Origin of the sequence: Halomonas sp. PAMB 3232 (assembly GCF_031954225.1) — a bacterium.
In the GTDB taxonomy this organism is placed as follows: Bacteria; Pseudomonadota; Gammaproteobacteria; order Pseudomonadales; family Halomonadaceae; genus Vreelandella.
In genome coordinates, this window is record NZ_CP134865.1 from 1,455,067 (window position 1) to 1,474,097 (window position 19,031).

The 19,031-nt window shown below is 64.0% G+C and carries 20 protein-coding genes; 11 read left to right on the top strand and 9 right to left on the bottom strand.

Annotation, left to right across the window (positions count from 1 at the left end; translation table 11 throughout):
- Positions 1-4: 4 nt before the first annotated feature.
- Positions 5-895 (bottom strand): TRAP transporter substrate-binding protein, encoded by an 891-nt coding sequence (locus tag RN346_RS06570; RefSeq protein WP_311962514.1) that lies wholly within the window; start codon positions 893-895, stop codon positions 5-7.
- 351 nt (positions 896-1,246) lie between these two features.
- Here RN346_RS06570 and uxaC point away from each other — a divergent pair, with 351 nt between their 5' ends.
- The 3 genes from uxaC to uxuA are packed head-to-tail and all read left to right on the top strand — an operon-like array spanning position 1,247 to position 5,349.
- Positions 1,247-2,656 carry a glucuronate isomerase gene (gene uxaC, locus RN346_RS06575; protein ID WP_311962515.1) on the top strand — a complete coding sequence of 470 codons (1,410 nt, stop codon included), beginning with the start codon at positions 1,247-1,249 and terminating at the stop codon, positions 2,654-2,656.
- A gap of 24 nt (positions 2,657-2,680) precedes the next feature.
- Positions 2,681-4,159 (top strand): mannitol dehydrogenase family protein, encoded by a 1,479-nt coding sequence (locus tag RN346_RS06580; protein ID WP_311962516.1) that lies wholly within the window; start codon positions 2,681-2,683, stop codon positions 4,157-4,159.
- Positions 4,160-4,170: 11 nt separating this feature from the next.
- Complete coding sequence (gene uxuA / locus RN346_RS06585) at positions 4,171-5,349, top strand: mannonate dehydratase (RefSeq protein WP_311962517.1); 1,179 nt, start codon at positions 4,171-4,173, stop codon at positions 5,347-5,349.
- A gap of 85 nt (positions 5,350-5,434) precedes the next feature.
- Here uxuA and RN346_RS06590 read toward each other — a convergent pair whose 3' ends face one another.
- Genes RN346_RS06590 through RN346_RS06605 form a run of 4 tightly spaced genes read right to left on the bottom strand, consistent with a single transcriptional unit; the run spans position 5,435 to position 9,105 of the window.
- Positions 5,435-6,109, bottom strand: a complete 675-nt coding sequence (locus RN346_RS06590) for an HAD-IA family hydrolase (protein ID WP_311960613.1) — start codon at positions 6,107-6,109, stop codon at positions 5,435-5,437.
- Positions 6,106-7,080 carry a D-glycerate dehydrogenase gene (locus RN346_RS06595; RefSeq protein WP_311962518.1) on the bottom strand — a complete coding sequence of 325 codons (975 nt, stop codon included), beginning with the start codon at positions 7,078-7,080 and terminating at the stop codon, positions 6,106-6,108. Before RN346_RS06595 ends, RN346_RS06590 begins: the two co-directional genes overlap by 4 nt.
- A gap of 31 nt (positions 7,081-7,111) precedes the next feature.
- Positions 7,112-8,080, bottom strand: coding sequence for a sugar kinase (locus RN346_RS06600; protein WP_311960615.1), 969 nt, complete (start codon positions 8,078-8,080; stop codon positions 7,112-7,114).
- Between the two features lie 17 nt (positions 8,081-8,097).
- On the bottom strand, positions 8,098-9,105 hold the full coding sequence (locus tag RN346_RS06605) for a substrate-binding domain-containing protein (protein ID WP_311962520.1): 1,008 nt from the start codon (positions 9,103-9,105) through the stop codon (positions 8,098-8,100).
- A 137-nt stretch (positions 9,106-9,242) separates the two neighbouring features.
- On the opposite strand from RN346_RS06605, the gene RN346_RS06610 reads away from it, so the two are divergent.
- The 4 genes from RN346_RS06610 to RN346_RS06625 all read left to right on the top strand — a co-directional run bounded on the left by RN346_RS06610 (position 9,243) and on the right by RN346_RS06625 (position 13,421).
- Positions 9,243-10,760, top strand: coding sequence for an amidase family protein (locus RN346_RS06610; RefSeq protein WP_311962521.1), 1,518 nt, complete (start codon positions 9,243-9,245; stop codon positions 10,758-10,760).
- Between the two features lie 45 nt (positions 10,761-10,805).
- Complete coding sequence (locus RN346_RS06615; protein WP_311962522.1) at positions 10,806-11,627, top strand: methyltransferase domain-containing protein; 822 nt, start codon at positions 10,806-10,808, stop codon at positions 11,625-11,627.
- Complete coding sequence (locus RN346_RS06620) at positions 11,624-12,610, top strand: class I SAM-dependent methyltransferase (protein ID WP_311962523.1); 987 nt, start codon at positions 11,624-11,626, stop codon at positions 12,608-12,610. Before RN346_RS06615 ends, RN346_RS06620 begins: the two co-directional genes overlap by 4 nt.
- Before the next feature lie 85 nt (positions 12,611-12,695).
- Complete coding sequence (locus RN346_RS06625) at positions 12,696-13,421, top strand: SIMPL domain-containing protein (protein WP_263584412.1); 726 nt, start codon at positions 12,696-12,698, stop codon at positions 13,419-13,421.
- 3 nt (positions 13,422-13,424) lie between these two features.
- On the opposite strand, the gene RN346_RS06630 is transcribed toward RN346_RS06625, so the two are convergent.
- The 4 genes from RN346_RS06630 to greB all read right to left on the bottom strand — a co-directional run bounded on the left by RN346_RS06630 (position 13,425) and on the right by greB (position 16,130).
- Positions 13,425-14,732 carry an arsenic transporter gene (locus RN346_RS06630; protein WP_311960621.1) on the bottom strand — a complete coding sequence of 436 codons (1,308 nt, stop codon included), beginning with the start codon at positions 14,730-14,732 and terminating at the stop codon, positions 13,425-13,427.
- Positions 14,733-14,736: 4 nt separating this feature from the next.
- Positions 14,737-15,153, bottom strand: a complete 417-nt coding sequence (gene arsC, locus RN346_RS06635) for an arsenate reductase (glutaredoxin) (RefSeq protein ID WP_311962524.1) — start codon at positions 15,151-15,153, stop codon at positions 14,737-14,739.
- On the bottom strand, positions 15,150-15,509 hold the full coding sequence (locus tag RN346_RS06640) for a helix-turn-helix transcriptional regulator (RefSeq protein ID WP_311962525.1): 360 nt from the start codon (positions 15,507-15,509) through the stop codon (positions 15,150-15,152). Before RN346_RS06640 ends, arsC begins: the two co-directional genes overlap by 4 nt.
- A gap of 87 nt (positions 15,510-15,596) precedes the next feature.
- Positions 15,597-16,130, bottom strand: a complete 534-nt coding sequence (greB, locus tag RN346_RS06645) for a transcription elongation factor GreB (RefSeq protein ID WP_311962526.1) — start codon at positions 16,128-16,130, stop codon at positions 15,597-15,599.
- Between the two features lie 196 nt (positions 16,131-16,326).
- On the opposite strand from greB, the gene RN346_RS06650 reads away from it, so the two are divergent.
- The 4 genes from RN346_RS06650 to RN346_RS06665 all read left to right on the top strand — a co-directional run bounded on the left by RN346_RS06650 (position 16,327) and on the right by RN346_RS06665 (position 18,911).
- On the top strand, positions 16,327-16,968 hold the full coding sequence (locus RN346_RS06650) for a TRAP transporter TatT component family protein (RefSeq protein WP_263584407.1): 642 nt from the start codon (positions 16,327-16,329) through the stop codon (positions 16,966-16,968).
- An 80-nt stretch (positions 16,969-17,048) separates the two neighbouring features.
- Positions 17,049-17,735, top strand: coding sequence for an NUDIX domain-containing protein (locus tag RN346_RS06655; RefSeq protein ID WP_263584406.1), 687 nt, complete (start codon positions 17,049-17,051; stop codon positions 17,733-17,735).
- Entirely contained in the window at positions 17,728-18,174 is a 447-nt protein-coding gene (locus tag RN346_RS06660; RefSeq protein ID WP_263584405.1) for a DUF1249 domain-containing protein, read from the top strand. Before RN346_RS06655 ends, RN346_RS06660 begins: the two co-directional genes overlap by 8 nt.
- Positions 18,174-18,911: a metallophosphoesterase gene (locus tag RN346_RS06665; protein ID WP_311960625.1), complete on the top strand. Its 738-nt coding sequence runs from the start codon at positions 18,174-18,176 to the stop codon at positions 18,909-18,911. Before RN346_RS06660 ends, RN346_RS06665 begins: the two co-directional genes overlap by 1 nt.
- Positions 18,912-19,031 lie beyond the last annotated feature (120 nt).

A 19,031-nucleotide genomic window follows, 5' to 3' on the forward strand; every position in this document is an offset into this window, starting at 1 on the left:
GGCCTCAAGACTCCGTTTCTAGTGCCTGAATGCGCTCGTAAAGCGGCGCCAGGGTCGGGTTTTCGAGAACCCGTTCGTGCATGGGAGCGACCGCTTCCCGGAACGCATCGACGTCCACATCGCGGTGGAAGTGAACGCCCATCTCCTCGGCCTGGGTCACCGCTTTTTCGATCTCTTGCGCCCAGAGCTCCTTGTGGAACTCGGTCGATTCGACCGCCGCTTCTCTCAACCACTGCTGCTGCTGAGGCGTGAAGCTTTCCCAGCGGTGCTGGCTGAAGATCAGAAGGTCGGGAACGATGGCGTGGGCAGTGTAGGAGTACTCCTTGGCCACTTCGCCGTGATTCGATGAGGTCAGCGCGGTTTCGTTGTTCTCGGTGCCATCGATGACGCCCTGCTGCAGCGCCGTGTAGACCTCGCCGTAGGCCATCGGCGTCGGCGCGCCGCCCATCAGGCGAATCATTTCGAGGGCGGTCTGGCTGGGCTGTACGCGAAACTTGAGCCCGCGCATGTCGGCCGGGGTGCGTACCGGCGTATCGATGGTGTAGACGTTGCGAATGCCGGCATCATAGTACGTCAGTCCGAAGAAGCCGTTGTCGGAGGTTTGCTGGTAGATATCCGTGGCGACGTCGCTATCCATGACGCGATAGTAGTGATCGGGGTCGGCAAAGAGATAGGGCACGCTAAACAGGGAATAGACGTTAGAAAAGCTTTCGAGCGCGGTGGCGCTCACCTTTGTGACGTCCACCGCACCTGTCTGAACCAGCTCGATGACTTCCCGCTCGGAGCCCAGCTGACCGTTGGGATAAAGCTGGAAAACGAGCTCACCGCCGCTTATCTCGCGCACGCGCTCGGCGAAGTGGGCAAGCGACTTATGTACCGGGTGGCCTTCGTTCATGTTGTGAGCGAGCCTTAGAAGAGTCACGTCCGAGGACACTTCCGAGGGCATCGAGCAGCCCGAAAGCGCGATCAACGCGCCCGACAAGACTGATATAACGCCTTTATGCATGTTGCCCCATCTCCTGAAAAGCTGTCTTTGATGTAGTACTTGTACGATACGGTCGTTGGGCCAATAAAAATGACCGGCTAAATTGGACTAACCGGTCTGATTATTAAATAAGCCTTTGGTCGCATTGGGTTGATAAGAGGTTGACAATAAAGGCGGTCAAGTCGACTCTTTGGCCCAACCAATTTCATGAGCGCGCCTTTGCCTGCGCCAAGGCACGCACCGATCGCAATGGAGCCTCTGATGGCAGCATTTCTGGATGAGGATTTTCTTCTCGATAGCGAGATGGCCAAACGTCTATACCACGGCTACGCCAGCACTCAGCCCATCTTCGACTACCACTGCCACCTACCGCCTCGGGAAATTGCCCAGAATACGCGCTTTGACAACCTCACCTCGATTTGGCTGAAAGGCGATCACTACAAGTGGCGCGCCATGCGCTGGAACGGCGTGGACGAGCGGCTCTGTACCGGTGATGCGAGCGACTACGATAAATTTCAGGCGTGGGCGGCCACCGTGCCTCATACGCTGGGTAATCCGCTCTTTCACTGGGCTCATCTCGAGCTAAGACGCCCCTTCGGCATCACTGGCAAACTGCTTTCGCCCTCGACTGCAGATGCCATCTGGGACGAGGCCAACGCGATGCTGGCAACGCCCGAATTCTTTGCGCGGGGAATTCTCGAGCAGATGAACGTCCGTCTGGTCGGCACTACCGACGACCCGGCGGACGATCTGAGCCATCATGCCGAGATTGCCGCGGATCCGAGCTTCGCCGTAAAAGTGCTGCCGAGTTTTCGACCCGACCGCGCTTTTAAACCGGCCGCCGAAGATTTCCCGGCGTATCTCGAAAAGCTGGGTCGCGCCGCGGATGTCGAGATTCGCGATATCACCTCCCTCTACACCGCGCTCGAAAAACGCCTGAATCACTTCCACGCCCATGGCTGCCGGATTTCTGATCACGGCATCGAACGCGTCGCTTATGCCGAGGCGACCGATGCCGAGCTCGATGCCATTCTCGAGCGTCGTCTGAACGGCACGCTGCCCGACGAGCACGAGCAGGCGCAGTTCATGACCGCGGTGCTGATCTTTTTGGGCCGGGAATACCACCGTCGCGACTGGGCGCAGCAATACCACATGGGGCCGCTGCGCAATAACAGTGCCCGCGGCTGGCGCGAAATCGGCGCCGATGCCGGTTTCGACTCCATGGACGACCGGCCCATGGCCGCACCGCTCAACCAACTGCTCAATGCCCTTGATCGGGATGACCGGCTGCCGCGTACCATCCTTTATTGCGTCAACCCGGTCTTCAATGAAGTATTGGCGACCACGGCGGGCAATTTTCAGGGCAACGGCATTCCCGGCAAGGTGCAGCTTGGCTCCGGCTGGTGGTTCAACGACCAGCTCGACGGCATGGAGCGTCAGATGACCCAGCTTTCGCAGTTGGGGCTTTTAAGCCGCTTCGTGGGCATGCTGACGGATTCGCGCAGCTTTCTTTCCTACACCCGCCACGAGTATTTTCGTCGCCTGTTATGCCGCATGCTGGGGCGCTGGGTCGAGCAGGGCCAGCTCCCCAACGATGACGCCTGGCTTGGCAGCATGGTCAACGATATCTGCTTCCACAACGCGCGCCGTTATTTCGGTATCGATGTGTAGGAATCGGTTCAGGAGAGTAGAAAAGTGAGTGTACAAACCATCAAGGCCAGCCAACGCGCTGGTCACATCGGCATCGTCCATCTGGGCCTGGGCGCGTTTCATCGCGCCCACCAGGCGGTGTATCTCGAACGCTATCGATGCCGTACCGGCGACGATCAGTGGGGCGTGAGTTCGGCGAATCTGCGCCGCGGCGCCTCGCTGGTCGACTCCCTGATTGATGCGGGCTTCCTCTACCACGTGGCCGAGTACCGCGATAGCGACAACGTGACGGTTCGCGAAATAGGCGCTATCGAAGAGGCGCTGTTCACCGGCCAGGGCGCGGACGGGCAGTGGGGGCGCGACCTTGCGGCGCTGCTTGATCGCCTTGCGAATGTCGAGACGCGTATCGTCACGCTCACCGTCACCGAGAAAGGTTATTTTTTGAACCCGGCCAGCGGCGAGCTTTTGCAAAGCGACCCGATGATCCAGGCGGATATCGCCGCACCGCAAACGCCGCGTACCGCACCGGGTATTCTGGTCGAGGCGCTGCGCCGGCGCCGTGCAGCGGGCACGCCACCGTTCACCGTACTCTGCTGCGACAACATGCCGGACAACGGCGAGCGCACCCGCCAGGCGGTGGCCCAGCTTGCCCAGGTTCAGGAGGCGGCGCTCGCCGACTGGATCCTGGAGCACGTCGCGTTTCCCAGCAGCATGGTCGATCGCATCGTGCCTGCCATGACCGAGCAGGACTTCGCCGCCCTCAAAACGCTTGGCGTCGAGGATGCCAACGCCGTGGTGTGCGAGGCCTTCTCGCAGTGGGTCGTTGAAGACCACTTCCCCGAGGGCCGCCCGGTCTGGGATACGGAGGGCGTGACCATGGTCGCCGATGTCGCGCCGTTTGAGACCATGAAACTTCGTATGCTCAACGGCAGCCATTCGCTGCTCGCCTATCTCGGTTCGCTCGCCGAGATCGAGACCGTGTTCGACGCCGTCTCTCAAGCGCCGTTTCAGGCGCTTTTAAGCCGCTACATGAATGAGGAAGCCGCCCCGACGCTCGAGACGCCCGCCGAGATCGATCTGAACGCTTACGCGGATTCGTTGTTGGCACGCTTTGCCAACGACAGCCTGCGCCACAAGCTCCAGCAGATCGCCATGGACGGCAGCCAGAAGCTGCCTCAGCGGTGGCTGCAGGTGGCCGAAATCAACCTGGCCGCCGGCCGCGACACCGCCTGCGTGGCGCTGGGCCTGGCCGGCTGGATTCGCTACACCGCTGGCACGACGCTGGCCGGTCGCGCGTTTCGCGTCGACGACCCGATGGCCGAGCGGCTTACAGCGCTCCACCACCGGCACGGCGATGACGTGGCCGCGCTGGTCGACGCTTTCTTCGGTCTCGAGGCGGTGATGCCGGACACCGTGGCGCAAAGCGAGCGTTTCAAGCAGCAGGTGCTTGATGCTTACCGCGCACTGACCGAGCGCGGCGTCGGGCCGGCCATTGCCGAGCTTGCCACCCAAAGCGCTCGCTAAAAGGAGACTCCATGGAACATACCTGGCGCTGGTTCGGGCCCAACGACCCGATCCGACTCAGCGAGATTCGCCAGACCGGCGCAACCGGCATCGTCACCGCGCTGCACGATATTCCCAATGACCAGGTCTGGTCGGTGGAGGCGATTGGCGAGCGCAAGGCGATGATCGAAGCCGCGGGGCTTGGCTGGTCGGTGGTCGAAAGCGTGCCGGTGCCCGAGGCGGTCAAGAAGGGCCTGCCCGAGCGCGACGCGCTGATCGATACCTACTGTCAGACGCTGAGGAACCTGGCCGCCTGCGGGATCGACGTCGTTTGCTACAACTTCATGCCGATTCTCGATTGGACGCGCACCGACCTGACCTACGCGCTTGCCGACGGTGCCCGGGCACTGCGCTTCGACCAGACCGCTTTCGCCGCCTTCGATCTCTACCTGCTCGAGCGCCCAGGCGCACTCGACGAGTACTCCGAGGCCGACAAACTGGAGGCCAAGCGCTACCTCGAGACGCTCGATGACGCCGCACGTTCGAAACTTATCGACACGCTGATCGCCGGGCTTCCCGGCGCCGAGGAGCACTACACGCTGGCGCAGTTTCGTCAGGCGCTCGAAGGCTACGCGAAAATCGACGCCAAAACGCTGCGCGACAACCTCGGCTATTTCTTGCGTGCGATTATTCCCGTGGCGCAAGAGGTCGGCATTCGCATGGCGATCCACCCGGACGACCCGCCTCGCGGACTTCTGGGGCTTCCCCGGGTGGTATCGACCCGTGACGATGCCCAGTGGGTGATCGACTGCGCGCCGAGCCCGGCCAACGGCATCACCTTCTGCACCGGCTCGTTTGGGGTGCGCGAGGACAACGACCTGGTGGCCATGGCGCGCCACTTCGGCCCGCATATTCACTTCGCTCACCTGCGCTCGACAAGGCGCGAAATGGACCCGCGCTCGTTTCACGAGGCGCCACACCTGGCCGGCGATGTCGATATGGTCGGCGTCATACAGGCACTGGTCGAGGAGGAGCGCCGGCGCGAAATGGATGGCGGCGCGCGCCTGCCGATCCGCCCGGACCACGGCCACCATATGCTCGACGACCAGCAGCGCCAGACAGCGCCGGGCTATCCGCTTTATGGGCGGCTGCGGGGGTTGGCCGAGCTTCGCGGCGTGGAGGTCGCGGTGAAAGCGCTCACGTCACGCTAGGCTTCCCGGTACCATGGAAAAGCCCCGTCGGAACTCGCTCCGGCGGGGCTTTTATGTTTCTGCGCGCGGCTTTCAAGACGGCGTGCTAAACCGCGATGGCCTCGCGAAGTCGGTGAACGGCGTCGGCAAGCTCGCTGGCATGGCGAATCTCGACCGCGCCTTGCGGCGTTTTCTCCTCATCGGGAAAGTGGTTGAGGTGAATCACCTGCATGCCGGCGGCCAGGCCGGCCTCGACACCGACCGCTGCATCGTCGATCACGATGCAGTGCTGTGGGGCGAACCCCATGGCCGTGGCGGCCTGGCGGTAAAGCTCCGGGTCCGGCTTCCAGACGTTAAGGGTGTAGGCGCTGAAAAGTCGGCCTTCGAAGTGGTGCTCAAGGCCGGTGCTCTCCAGCGCGCAGCGGATCTTGCGCTCCGGACCGTTGGACACCACCGCCTTGGGGTAGCTTGCCAGCAAATCGAGCGCGGCCGGCATCCCGGCCACGGGCGCAAGCTCGGCGCGCATGCGCGCTTCCATGCGCGCGCGCATGTCCGCCTCGAGCGCCTCAAACCGGTCCGGGGTGAGCGGCGTAAAGCGCGTCTCCAGCTCGTTGACGATGGTCTGAAAGCGCACGCCGCGAAACTCCTCCATGTACTGGTTTGCGGAGAAGGGCAGGCCGAACTCGGGCAACAGCTCGCCCATGACCTCGGCCAGCAGAATCTCGCTATCCACCAGCGTGCCGTCGGAGTCGAACAGCAGGCAAAGGGCCGACTCGCTCATGTCAGCACCTCTTCGTTGACTGGGCTCAGCGGGCGCTCGCCGGTCAGCGCCAGGCGCATATTGTCCACGGCGCGCTGGGCCATGGCGGTGCGCGTTTCATGGGTGGCGGAGCCGATGTGGGGCAGGGCGACGACGTTGGCCATGCCGGGGAGCGGAGAGGTGTCGCCAAGCGGCTCGCTCTCGAACACGTCGAGCCCGGCACCTCTGATAACACCGCGCTCCAGCGCGTCGATCAGCGCGCCTTCATCGACCACCTTGCCGCGGGCGATGTTGACCAGAATGGCCGACGACTTCATCTGCTCGAGCTCTCTGGCGCCGATCAGCTTTTCGGTCTGATCGGTCAACGGCACGGTGAGGCAAACGAAGTCGGATTCGCTCAGAAGTTGATCGAGCTCGCGGCGCTCGGCGCCGAGCTCACGTTCGACCTCCGGCTTGGGCGAGGCGTTGGAGTAGAGCACCTTCATGTTGAAACCGAGCGCCCCGCGCCGGGCTACGGCCTGGCCGATACGCCCAAAGCCCACCATGCCGAGCGTTTTGCCGTTGACGTCGCTGCCGTAAAGATCGGGGCCGATGCTCGCCTCCCAGGCGCCGGCCTTGACCCAGGTCGCCAGCTCCACCACCCGGCGGGCGGTCGCCATCAGCAGCGTGAAGCCGGTATCGGCGGTGGTTTCGGTCAGCACGTCCGGCGTGTTGCACAAAAGAATGCCGCGCCGGGTCAGCTCATCGACGGGCACAGTATCGTAACCGACCGAGATCAGCGCGATGACCTCGAGATTGGGCGCGGCATCGAGCAGCTCGCTTGAAATCGGCAGCCCCGAGCCGATGATGCCGTGCGCCTGGCCCAGTGCGGTTTGCACATGCTCATCGGTAATGTCGAAAGATTTCAATGGGTCGAGCAGTTCGAAATGTTGCTCCAGCTCCGCGCGTTGGTCGGCGTTCAATCGGCCCTGTACGATGATGCGTTTTTTCATACTCTCTCTCCTGTCGTGCGTTCGTTATGGATTAGTTCTGCTCGAGGGTTTGCAGTCGCTCGCGAGAGGGTAGCCCCTCCATATCGCCGACCACCTGCACCGCTTGGGCGCCGACCAGGTTGCCGCGCGCCAGCGCCTTGGCCGGGGGCAAGCCCTCGAGCAGCGCGCTGATCAAACCCACGGCAAACCCATCCCCCGCGCCGACCGTATCGACCACGTGGGCTACCGGCTGGCTGGGCACGTCCAGGCTTTCGAGCGCCCCGCCCAGGCGGCCACGATAGTAGCTGCCCTGCGGCCCGAGCTTGATGACCACCGCGCTGGCGCCGCGCGCCAGGTAGAAATCCGCAATACCCTCCGGCGTCTGTTCACCGGTGAGGCGCTCGCCTTCGGCCAGGCCTGGCAGTATCCAGTCGGCCAGGCTCGCCAGCTCGTTGAGCGTATCACGCATCTGCGCCTCGCTTTGCCAAAGCGTTGGGCGCAAATTCGGGTCGAACGAGATGGTGGCGCCGTTGGCGCGAGCGCGCTCCATCAGCCGGCGGGTGAGTGACAGGGCGCTGTCCGAGAGCGCCGGGGTGATGCCGGTCACGTGTAGATGGTCGAGCTCTGCGAAATCCACCGCGTCGGCGTCGGCGGTGCTTAGATGACTTGCCGCACTGCCGCGGCGGAAGTACTCCACCCGCGGGTCGGCGCCGTGCTCGGCGCGCTCCTTGAACATCAGCCCGGTCGGGTGCTCCGGGTCGGTGACGATATAGCGATCGTCGATGCCCTCGGCGGTCAGCGTCTGGCGCACGAACTCGCCGACGCTGTCGCGGCCGACCCGGCTTAGCCAGCTGACCCGAAAGCCGAGCCGCGACAGGCCGATGGCGACGTTGTTATCGGCACCGGCCAGCCGGCGGTGAAACTGCTCGACACCGGCAAGCGGGCCGGGCGCGTCAGCCACGAGCATGCCCATGGCCTCGCCAAAGGTGAGAACACAGAGCGCAGAGGGTTGAGTCGACATGGGGGTTCTCCAAAGGATCAGATGAGAGGGAAATCGGGATGGATCGTGCTGCCTCGCGCGAGCAGATGCGGCGCGTGGCGGTCGGTAATGCGCGTGTCAGGCGGGTCGAGCAGGCGCGCGATCGCCGCCTCGCCGATGGCATCAAACGGCTGCGCCAGGGTCGTGACGCCTGGGCCGACCAGAGCGCACCAGTCGAGCTCGTCGATTCCCATCAGGCCCACGGCGCCCAGGGTGAGGCCTTGCGCCTGAAAGCCCTGCACTACGCTGAGCGTGGCGGTGCCGTTGGCGCAAAGCACCGCGACGGGCGCGTGGAATGAAGGCGTTTTGAGCGCCTCCAGTGCCGGGTAAAGGCTTGCGGGATCGAGACTCGACTGAACGTGCGCGGTCAGCTGGCGCGCAGCGCTTTGGTCGATGAAACGCTCCAAGCGCTCTCGGCGGGCGCTGGCGGTGGCCGGGTCGTTGGTGACGTAGAGCACCTGGCGGTAGCCTCGCGCGACCAGGTGATCCAGGGCAGTGTCGATGGCAAGCGCGTTGTCCAGCCCGACCACGGCGCGGCTGACGCTGGGGATTTCCCGGTCCAGCAGCACCACCGGCACGCCGGTATGGGTGAGCGAGTCGAGCGCCTGGTGAGGGGCGCCCACGGCGTTGACCACCAAGCCTTCGACCTGGTAGGCCGTTAAAAGCGCCAGGTGGCGCTGCTCCTGGCTCGGGTCGTTTCCGGTATTGCAGACGATGAGCGAGTAGCCACGAGCGCGCGCGGCCTGCTCGACGGCGTGCACGGCGGCCACGGAAAACGGGTTTCGAATGTCCGCGACGAGCATGCCCAAAAGCTGAGTGCCGCCACCTTTTAGCCCGCGCGCCATCAGGTTGGGCTGATAGCCAAGCGTTCGCGCGGCGGTGTCGATACGCGCCTTGAGCGCTGGGGAAAGCTTGTCGCGCTCCGGGCCGAAAAAACGCGAAACGCTGGTTTTCGAGGTGTTCGCCTCTCTGGCGACTTCAATGAGCGTCGCGCGGGAAATCGTCATTGCAGGGGCCACCATAAGGTGTTTGGGAACGTTCCCATTGGGAGCGCTAACGTTATCGCGTTCGGCCGCCCTGGGCAATATCGCCAATGGTGGTAGAGTAGGCTTTCGTGAGAGTGGGCCGGTTGGGGAGGCGTTCGATGAAGGTGGAGGAGTACCAGACATTCGATGCCACGGGGCTTTCCGAGCTCGTGCGCCGGGGCGAGGTGAGCCGTGACGCGCTTTGTGAGGTAGCCATCGAGGCGATCGAGCGGCGCAACCCGGCGCTTCACGCGGTGGTGCGTACCCGCTTCGAGCAGGCGCGCCGCGAAAGCCGCGTCGTGGATCAGAACGCTTGTTTTGCGGGCGTGCCGACGCTTGCCAAGGATCTGTTGATGGCGATCGCCGGCGAGCCGCTGGCGGCGGGGAGCGCTTCACTCGCCGAGTGGCGCCCCCTTGAGGATTCGCCGCTCATCACCCGAGCGCGGCAGGCGGGGCTCGTGGTGTTGGGTCAAACCGCGACGCCGGAGTTTGGCTTGATGGCCATTACCGAGCCGAAAGCGTTTCCCCATCCGCACAATCCCTGGCGCTTGGGTCATTCGCCGGGCGGCTCCAGCGGTGGCGCTGCGGCGGCGGTAGCTGGCGGGCTGGTGCCGCTGGCGCTGGCCGCCGATGGCGGCGGCTCGATCCGCATTCCGGCAAGCTACTGCGGTCTGTTCGGTTTCAAACCCACCCGCGGGCGCACGCCGCTCCCACCCGCTCAGGCCGAGGTGTGGCAGGGTGCGGTGGTCGAGCACGCTATCACCAAAAGCGTGCGCGATAGTGCCGCGCTGTTGGAGCACATCAACGGTGCCGGCCCCAGCGGCCCGTATCCGGTTGCTCGGGAAACCGGCTATCTGAGCGCGCTGTCATCACCAGGCCCAAAACGGCGCATCGCGGTATCGCTTGGCGAGCCGCTAAGCCAAAGCCTGGGCACGACGCTCGATCCAGAAACGCGCAAGGCCGTCGAACACGCCGCGAAAACATTGGCCGATATGGGCCACGAGGTGAGCTGGTGCGACCCGCCGGTCGACGGTGCCCACCTGGCCAGCAGCTACCTGACGCTCTATCTCGGCCAGGTCGCCGCGGACCTTTCGTGGGTAAGCCGGGAAACCGGCATCTCTCGTCGCCGTCTCGATATCGAACCGGCCACGCGGGCCATCGGTCGACTCGGCGCCAGGCTTTCGGCCAGGGAGTACGAGCTGGGGCGGCGCGAGTGGTTCGCGGCGGCGGAACAAATGAGCGTATTTCATCAGCGGTTTGACGCGCTGGTGATGCCGGTGACGGCGTCAAGCGCCCCGCGTATTGGTGAGCTATACCCTTGCCGTACCAGAGAGCGGCTTTTGTCGCTGCTGGCGGTGCCCGGGCTTTCCCGACTGGCGCTGCGGGCCGGGGCGTTGAAGCACCTGGCGATGGAGGCGCTCGCGCGCACACCCTTTACTCAGCTGGCGAATTTGACCGGCCAGCCCGCCATGTCGCTGCCGCTTCATCGCGATGCCGCGGGCCTGCCGATCGGCGTGCAAATCGTCGGGCGCTTTGGTGAGGACAGAGCACTTTTACAGCTCGCCCATGAGCTGGAGCAGCGCGACAACTGGCAGCATCATCTGCCATTGCAGGCGTTTTCGGCGCAACACGCGTAAACTACACCGCTTTGATTCGGCTTGTCGGACGTATGCACGCACACCATGCACTCACATTATGAATTGACCGGGGCGGGCGATCGCTACTTCGACGGCATGACCGAGAAGTTCTCCCGCGCGCTTTACCACGCCCCCCGCGGCGAGCTGCGCTTGAAAATGCTCGATTACCTGCTGCCGCAAATGCTCGCCCTCGAAGCCCAGCCGGTGCTCGATGTCGGCGGCGGCCTGGGCCAGCAGGCGGCCTGGTTCGCCGAGCGCGGCCATGCGGTGACGCTGGCCGAGCCTTCCGGCGACATGCTCGACTACGCCCGGCGCTGGCACGCCGAGCGCGATGCGATTCCGGACGACGCCATCGCGTACCTTCAGGCTCCGCTTCAGGCGCTGGCTTGTGAGGCCCCCGGCCCCTGGCCGCTGATTACCTGCCACGCCGTGCTCGAGTGGCTGGGCGAGCCGCGTGGCGCGGTCAAGACGCTGGCCGGGCTGCTTGCTCCGGGCGGCCAGCTGAGTCTCATGGTGTTCAACCGCGATGCGCTGCGCTTTTCCAACGCCGTAAAGGGGAACCTGGAAAAGGCGCTCAGCGACCGGCTCGAAGGCCAGGGCAGGCGCCAGCGGCTGACGCCGATCTCGCCGGTGACGCACGATCAGATCAGTGCCTGGGCCGAGGAGAACGGCCTTGCGCTCTCTCAGGCGGCGGGCATCCGCATTTTTCAGGACTACCTGCGCAAGCCCCCGGCGAGCGAGGCCGAAGAAGCCACACTCCTGGCGCTGGAAAAAGCCTACTGCCGCGCTGAGCCGCACTGGCGGCTGGGGCGCTACCTTCTGTACACCTTGACCAAACCATTGACCCAACCCGAGACTGATTCATGAGTGCCCAACTTCCCGCCTGCCAGCTGTTACAACGCTACTACGGCGATCACACCGCGCTGTGCCCGGTTGCCCCCGGGCGCGACGAGTGGCTCGTTCACCAAAGCGCTAGCATGGTCAGCGACAGCGTCGCTCTGCGCGATGTTTGGCAGACCCACCAGAAGGCGGCGTTCAGCCCGTTCGAGCCGACCATCGAACTCGAAGGCCAGGTGGTGCTGTTCTGGCCCAAGGCGCATCAGCTCGGCCTCTGGTGGCTCGACTGGCTCTGCCAGGTGCTGCCCGAAGGCACGAGTGTCGATATCGTCGGCGAGCATCAGGGCGGCATCAAGCGCGTGCCCAAGTGGCTCGACGAGCGCGGCCTTAAGTGGGACAAGCTCGACAACGCCCGGCGCTGCACGCTTTATTCTACGCGCACCCGGGCGCTTGGTGATCCGGACGCCGCCTGGACGACCTTCACTGCCGGTGAGCTGACGCTTGCCAGCCACCCGGGCGTATTCGGCCACGGCAAGGTGGACGAGGGCACCACGCTGCTGCTCGAAGCCCTCGATTCGCGCGGTCTCAAAACGCCGCTGCGCGTGCTCGATATGGGCTGCGGTGACGGCATCATCAGCGCTTGGCTTGCCAAGCGCGGCCATGAGGTGAGTGCCGTCGATGTCAGCGCCTTCGCCGTCCAGGCGACCGAGCGGACGCTGGCGGCCAACGCGCTCTCGGCGCGGGTTCTCGAAAGCGACGTCTACTCGAAACTCGACGGCGAGCGTTTCGATCTGATCGTCAGCAACCCGCCATTTCACCAGGAGCGTGATATCAGTTTTGGGCCGAGCGCGCGGCTGATCGAAAAGGCCCGCGAGCATCTGACCCCACGCGGTGAGCTCGTGCTGGTGGCCAACGGCTTTCTGCCCTACCCGGAGCTTTTAAAGCGCGCGATGGGCGAGTTCGAGACGCTGGCGGATAACCGTCGCTTCAGAGTCTACCGCGCGGGGGCGTGATTGTTTTAGCGCCTGCGCGGCGCTTTTGGATCGCGCCGCGGTCCAAAAGCGATCAAGACGTGTTGAATCCTGTGAGGAGAGACGTATGGCCGTGAAAACGCGCGGTATCGGGGCGCTGGCAAGCGCGGTGGCGCTGGGCGGGCTCGTGGCCCTGGGGCTTGGCTGGGGTGGAAGCTACCTGAAAAGCGCCGCCGAGGTGTGGCAGCACTCGTCGCGCAGCGTCACCGTGCGCGGGCTCGCCGAGCGGGAGGTGGCCGCCGACCTGGTGCTCTGGCCGCTCAACTATACGGTCACCGCCGACACGTTGGCCGAGCTTGAGCGGCATCTTTCCGACGACGAAGCGCGAGTGCGCGATTTTCTCGCCGAGCGCGGCTTCGAGGCCAGCGAGATCAGCATGACGCCGGCACGCATCACCGACCAGTACGCCAACACCTACGGCGGCGAGCGCCCGGACGAGCGCTTTCGCGCCGAGGCGACGCTTTTGCTGCGCACCGAGCGGGTAGAAGAGGTCATCGAGGCGGTACCTCAGGCTACGCGGCTGGTGCGCGACGGCGTGCTGCTCTCGCCAAGCTACGAGTACCGCACCGAGTTCCTGTTTACCGGGCTCGATGCGATCAAGCCGGAGATGATCGCCGCGGCCACGGCGGATGCCAGAAGCGCCGCCCAGCAGTTTGCCGAGGACTCTCAAAGCGCGGTGGGCGGGATCACCAGCGCCACCCAGGGCTACTTTTCGATCGAGGATCTCGACAGCTACACGCCGCAGATCAAGCGTGTGCGGGTAGTCACCACCGTCGACTACGCTCTCGAGTAGGCGCTACGGCGATACCCGCGGTAGCCAAAAGACCAGCGCTAAAAGCGTCGCCAGCAAGACCGGTGGGGTGATCAGAAGCCCCACCTTCATGTACTGCCCCCAGCCGATGCGAACCCCCTTTCGTGCCAGCACGTGCAGCCAGAGAAGTGTGGCCAGACTGCCGATGGGCGTGAATTTCGGCCCCAGGTCGTTGCCGATGACGCTGGCGTAGATCATCAGCTCCCGGGTCAGCTCTGGAAGCTGGGCCTGGTCGATGGCCAGCGCCGCCACCAGCGTCGACGGCATGTTGTTCATGATCGAGGCGACCGCCGCAACGAGAAAGCCGGTGCCGACGGTGGCAACCACGCTCCCCTGGCCCGCAAGCCACTCAAGCGCCCGCGCCGCGTAGTCGGTGAGCCCGGCGTTGCCCAGCCCATACACCACCAGGTACATGCCCAGCGAGAACAGCACGATCTGCCAGGGCGCGCCGTGTAGCGCTTGAGAGACTGACACTTTGCTTTCGCGACCGCCGCGCCACCACCGCCCGGCGAGTGCCATCAGCGAAAGCGCGGCGGCGCCGGTGACCAGCGCGATGGGAACGCCCAGCGGAGCGGTCACGAAATAAGCCACCATCAGCAGCGCCAGAAGCGGAAAGGCGGCGCGAAATACCAGCGGGTCCTTTATCGCCGAACGCGGCGCTTCGAGCTTTTCAATCGGATAGCGGGCGGGGATGCGACGCCCGAACGCGAGCCAGAGCACGCCGAGCGTAGCGGCAAGCGATACCAGGTTGACCGGCACCATGACCTGGGCATAGCGGTCGAAACCGATGCCAAAGTAGTTGGCGGTGACGATATTGACCAGGTTGGAGATCACCAGCGGGAGGCTCGTGGTATCTGCAACGAACCCGGTGGCGATGATGAAGGCCAGCGCCGCTGGCGGCGTGAACTCCAGGCGCAGCAGAATGGCGAGCACGATCGGCGTGAGCAGAAGCGCGGCGCCGTCGTTGGCAAAAAAGGCGGCGATCACCGCGCCCAGCAAAACGACCAGCGGAAACAGCAGATGCCCGCGGCCGCCGCCCCAGCGTGCCACGTGCAGCGCCGCCCAGGCGAAGAAGCCCGCTTCATCCAGAATCAGCGAAATGACGATCAGCGCCACGAAGGTGAAGGTGGCGTCCCAAACGATATGCCACACCACCGCCACGTCCGCCAGCGCAACGACCCCAGTGACGAGCGCGACCAGTGCGCCGCCCAGCGCGCTCCAGCCAATGCCAAGCCCCCTGGGCTGCCAGATCACCAGCACCAGGGTAGCGATGAAAATCGACAGTGCCAGCATGGTGTCAGTTATTCGCCTGGGAGGCGGGCGCCACGCGTTCGCCATCCTCCTTGGTGAACGACGCCACCGGGTTGTCCAGCAGCTCGAACACCTGCTCCGAGGGCCGGCAAAGCCGCGCGCCCTTGTCGGTCACAACGATTGGGCGGTTGATCAGAATCGGGTGATCGAGCATGGCATCGATAATGGCCTGGTCATCCACGGTGGGGTCTTCAAGGCCGAGCTCGCGATAGGGCGCTTCCTTCTGGCGCAGCAGCTCCCGCGGCGTAATTTTCATCAGTTTGATCAATTCGATCAGCCGCTCCCGGCTCGGCGGGGTCTCCAGGTACTCGATCACCTCCGGCTCTTCACCCGAGGCGCGCAGGATGGCCAGCGTATTGCGCGAGGTGCCGCAGCGTGGGTTGTGATAGATCAATGGGGTCATGAGGAAGGCTCCTGCGGGGAAGATGAGTGGCAAGGGGAAAGCGTGTCGATCAGCGGCGCGCAGAGCGCGGGGTCGCCGTTACAACAGTCGCTGATCAAATAGGCAATGACCTGTTGCATGTGCCCGGGGCTTGCGCGATAGATGATCGAGCGGCTCTCGCGGTGCGAACTTACCCAGCCTGCTCGACCAAGTACCGCGAGGTGGGCCGATAGCGTGTTGTGAGGCACGTTCAGCCGCCGGGCCAGTTCTCCCGCCGCCAGCCCCTCGGGCTCGTGGCGTAGCAGCAGGCGTAAAGCCTCCAGGCGAGTGGGCTGGGCGAGCGCGCTAAAACTTGAGGTGGCATCGTTTATTTCCATATGTCTAGTATTATGGACATATTATTCGTTGGCAAGTGTTTCATTGAATGTTCATGAACTGGCGGCGGTGCGGATCGCGTTGTGCGGTCAGGGGTTGGCGTAGCGAACGTCAGCCACGGTATAGAAGGCCTCGCCGGTCGGCGTTTGTACAGTGATCTCGTCGTCCACTTCCTTACCCAGCAGCGCTTTCGCCATGGGCGCGTCGACGCTGATCCAGCGCTTGTCGGTGTCGATCTCGTCGTGGCCGACGATACGAATGTCGAGCGCTTCGCCGTCGTCGTCCTCGAGGCTTACGAACGCACCAAAAAAGATCTTGTCGGTATCCGCCGGCAGGCGGTCGACCACCTGCAGCTCGTCGAGCCGCTTGGTCAGGTAGCGGATGCGCGCGATCACCCGGTTGAGCTCTTTCTTGTTGTAGGTGTAGTCGGCGTTCTCCGAGCGGTCGCCAAGCGCGGCGGCTTCGCCCACTTTGGTCGAAAGCGCCGGGCGCTTTACCCGTGAAAGGTGGTCGAGAATGCCGCGCAGCCGCTCGGCGCCCTGGGCGGTGATCAGGTTGCTTTTGGGCTCCTGGCGCGGGTCCTTGGCCGGGTCGCGCCAGCGGGTCATATTGCGGCCTTTCATGCGGTTTCACTCCTTGCGTTCGAGTGCCCAAGCTTAATCGAAAGCGCCGGCGCGCCCAATGGCATTATTCTGGCCAAAGCGCTGGCGAGTCATTCAAACGTTCGTTACATTATTTGGCAGGGCACCCGTTGGGCCGCCCGATGGCTGCCTCGATCGGGCAATAAAAACATTCACAAAAACAACCAAGGAGCTTTTCATGCGCACGCACACTTCTCGCTGGCTGTTGGCAGTGACCCTCGGCGGGGCGCTCGCGCTTTCGCCGCTCGCCGCTAGCGCCTACCAGGACGAACTCTTTTCGCTCAAAAACCGCTGGGAACATACGGTGACGGAGCTTCCGGCCAATCAGCGTCAGGGGACGCTTGAGGCGCTGAGTGATGAGGCCGAAGCGCTTGCAAGTCAAAACCCAAACGAGGCGGACGTGCTGGTGTGGCAGGGCATCATTTTAGCGTCTTACGCGCGCGAGCGCGGCGGGCTGGGGGCGCTGGCCAGCGCGAAAGAGGCGCGTGCCGTGCTCGAGCGCGCCATCGAGCTCGACCCGCAGGGCAGCAACGCCTCGGCCTACGTGACGCTGGGCGCGCTCTATGACCGCGCACCGGGCAGACCGCTCGGTTTCGGCAACAGCGATACCGCCGAGCGCATGTTTCAGCGCGCGCTCGAGATCCGCCCGAACGGGATCGACGTCAATTTCTACTACGCAGCGTTTCTGAAGGAGGAGGGCGATATTCAGGGCGCCCGCGAGTACGCCACCCGCGCCGTCGAGGGCACTGCGCGCGAAAACCGTCAGCTGTCAGACGAGGCGCTGCGCCGCGAAGCCCAGGCCTTTCTTCAGGCGCTCTAAGCCCGCGCTCAAGCGCTCAAATTGGCATTCCCGGCACCGAGCATTGATAATAGAGCGATTGTGCCAACCGGGAGTGCCTTATGGCGTCCAGCCTTACGTCGCCGCAGGCGAGCAAGCTTGCGGCCCCCGAACTCACGCGTGCCGATGTCGAACTCGAGACACGGGAAACGCTCTATCAGGGCTTTTTCCGGCTCGAGGCGCTGACGCTACGCCACCGTCTTTTCGAGGGCGGCTACAGCAGCTCCATGCGCCGCGAGATTCATAGCCGTTTCGACGCGGTGGGCGTGCTGCTTTATGACCCGCATCGCGATGCGCTGGTGCTGGTCGAGCAGTTTCGCGCCGGCGCCATCGATGACCCGCGCTCGCCCTGGAAGCTCGAACTGGTGGCGGGGCTGGTCGAGGAGAACGAATCCCTCGAGGACGTGGCCCGGCGTGAATCCCGGGAGGAGGCGGGTTGCAAAGTGGGCGCGCTGACCAAACTTCACACCTACTACCCGAGCCCCGGTGCCTGCAACGAGCGGGTAACGCTTTTTTGCGGGCTGGTCGACACCGCCGGCATGGGCGGTATTCATGGCCTCGATGAAGAGCACGAGGATATTCGCGTTCACGTGGTCAGCTTTACCGATGCCTTTGCGCTTTTGGAGCAGGGGCGCCTCGATAACGCCATGTGCTTGATCGGGCTTCACTGGTTGAACGGCCAGCGCGCCTCACTGCGCGCCACCGCCAGGGCCCCTGTTTCCCCATTCGAAAGGAGCGAAGATGGCTAGAGCCGCCTACGTCACCGACCTGAAATCCCTGCAAGGGGAGTGCAGCGCCAACTACGCGCGCCTGCTGCGGCTGGTGAGCGATATGGACGCCGGTCAGCAGCGCGATATCACCCTACACAGCAAAGGGCGGGAGCTTGGCGCGCTTCACCTGGCCGTGCTGGAGCAGGCGCCCTACACCACCATGGTCGAGGTCACCCAAAGCGGGCCGCTGGACGGCGTGCTGGAAGGACCCAAAATGCGCGTGCACCTGTATCACGATGTGCGCATGGCAGAGGTGACCGACTTTCAGCGCCAGCGCCACTTCAATGGCCGCTACCGCTATCCCAACGCCAAAATGCACCAGCCCGATGAAAAGCTGCAGCTCAATCGCTTTCTGGGCGAGTGGCTGGCTCATGGGTTGACCCACGGTCACGCCTACGATATTCCCGAGTATCCTTGATGCGCCTGATTCAGATCACCGACGCCCACCTCTACGCCGATAAACACGCGCGCTCGCGCACCGGCGTCCCCTGGCGTCAGTTCGAGCGCGTGCTGGAGGCGGTCATCCAGGAGCGCCCGGACGTGGTGCTGCTGAGTGGCGACGTTAGCCAGGACGAAACCCTGGTCTCCTATCAGCACGCCTGTCAGGCACTGGCGCGCCTGCCGTGCCCCTGGTTCTGGATTCCCGGCAACCACGATCAAGTCGAGTTTATGGCCGAGTGCCACCCGCTTTTGAGCGAAGTCGATCTCGGCGAGTGGCGCCTGCTCCTGCTCGATACCCGAGTCGAGGGCAAACCGCACGGGGAGTTGGGCGCTGAGCAGCTCGAAGCGCTCGTCGAGCGGCTCGAATCGAGCGAGCAGCCTACCGTCGTTGGCCTGCACCACCCGCCGGTCGACGTGGGCGCCGCGTGGATGGACGCTATTGGCCTGCTCGATCGCGACGCCTTTTGGCAGGTGCTCGAGCGCTTTCCCCTGGCTTGCGTCGTGCTGTTTGGCCATGCTCACCAGGCCTTCGCGCAGACGCTTGCTCTCGGCGATCATGAGGTGTCGGTATATGGCTGCCCGGCGCTGGCGGATCAGTTCATGCCCGGCGCCCTCGAGTTCGCCGTCGATCAAGCCTCGAGACCCGGGTATCGGGTAGTGGAGCTTCGCAGCGGCGGCGAGTGGCAGACCTGGATCGAGCGGGTCGGCATGTAGATCGCCTTTTTCGCGCTCCTCATCGCGTGCGCTCTGGTTCTTATAGAAGAACTTCTATAGTTTTTTAAAGAATAAAAAGATAGTTATTAATTCTTTCAGGTTATTACTTTTCGGCGTTAC

Coding starts and splice junctions, on each gene's coding strand:
- arsC (WP_311962524.1), bottom strand. CDS start 15,153: ATGACCCCATTGATCTATCACAACCCACGCTGCGGCACCTCGCGCAAT.
- RN346_RS06620 (WP_311962523.1), top strand. CDS start 11,624: ATGAGTGCCCAACTTCCCGCCTGCCAGCTGTTACAACGCTACTACGGC.
- RN346_RS06615 (WP_311962522.1), top strand. CDS start 10,806: ATGCACTCACATTATGAATTGACCGGGGCGGGCGATCGCTACTTCGAC.
- RN346_RS06610 (WP_311962521.1), top strand. CDS start 9,243: ATGAAGGTGGAGGAGTACCAGACATTCGATGCCACGGGGCTTTCCGAG.
- RN346_RS06630 (WP_311960621.1), bottom strand. CDS start 14,732: ATGCTGGCACTGTCGATTTTCATCGCTACCCTGGTGCTGGTGATCTGG.
- RN346_RS06655 (WP_263584406.1), top strand. CDS start 17,049: ATGGCGTCCAGCCTTACGTCGCCGCAGGCGAGCAAGCTTGCGGCCCCC.
- uxuA (WP_311962517.1), top strand. CDS start 4,171: ATGGAACATACCTGGCGCTGGTTCGGGCCCAACGACCCGATCCGACTC.
- greB (WP_311962526.1), bottom strand. CDS start 16,130: ATGAAAGGCCGCAATATGACCCGCTGGCGCGACCCGGCCAAGGACCCG.
- RN346_RS06600 (WP_311960615.1), bottom strand. CDS start 8,080: ATGTCGACTCAACCCTCTGCGCTCTGTGTTCTCACCTTTGGCGAGGCC.
- RN346_RS06595 (WP_311962518.1), bottom strand. CDS start 7,080: ATGAAAAAACGCATCATCGTACAGGGCCGATTGAACGCCGACCAACGC.
- RN346_RS06660 (WP_263584405.1), top strand. CDS start 17,728: ATGGCTAGAGCCGCCTACGTCACCGACCTGAAATCCCTGCAAGGGGAG.
- RN346_RS06650 (WP_263584407.1), top strand. CDS start 16,327: ATGCGCACGCACACTTCTCGCTGGCTGTTGGCAGTGACCCTCGGCGGG.
- RN346_RS06605 (WP_311962520.1), bottom strand. CDS start 9,105: ATGACGATTTCCCGCGCGACGCTCATTGAAGTCGCCAGAGAGGCGAAC.
- RN346_RS06590 (WP_311960613.1), bottom strand. CDS start 6,109: ATGAGCGAGTCGGCCCTTTGCCTGCTGTTCGACTCCGACGGCACGCTG.
- RN346_RS06570 (WP_311962514.1), bottom strand. CDS start 895: ATGAACGAAGGCCACCCGGTACATAAGTCGCTTGCCCACTTCGCCGAG.
- RN346_RS06625 (WP_263584412.1), top strand. CDS start 12,696: ATGGCCGTGAAAACGCGCGGTATCGGGGCGCTGGCAAGCGCGGTGGCG.
- RN346_RS06665 (WP_311960625.1), top strand. CDS start 18,174: ATGCGCCTGATTCAGATCACCGACGCCCACCTCTACGCCGATAAACAC.
- RN346_RS06640 (WP_311962525.1), bottom strand. CDS start 15,509: ATGGAAATAAACGATGCCACCTCAAGTTTTAGCGCGCTCGCCCAGCCC.
- uxaC (WP_311962515.1), top strand. CDS start 1,247: ATGGCAGCATTTCTGGATGAGGATTTTCTTCTCGATAGCGAGATGGCC.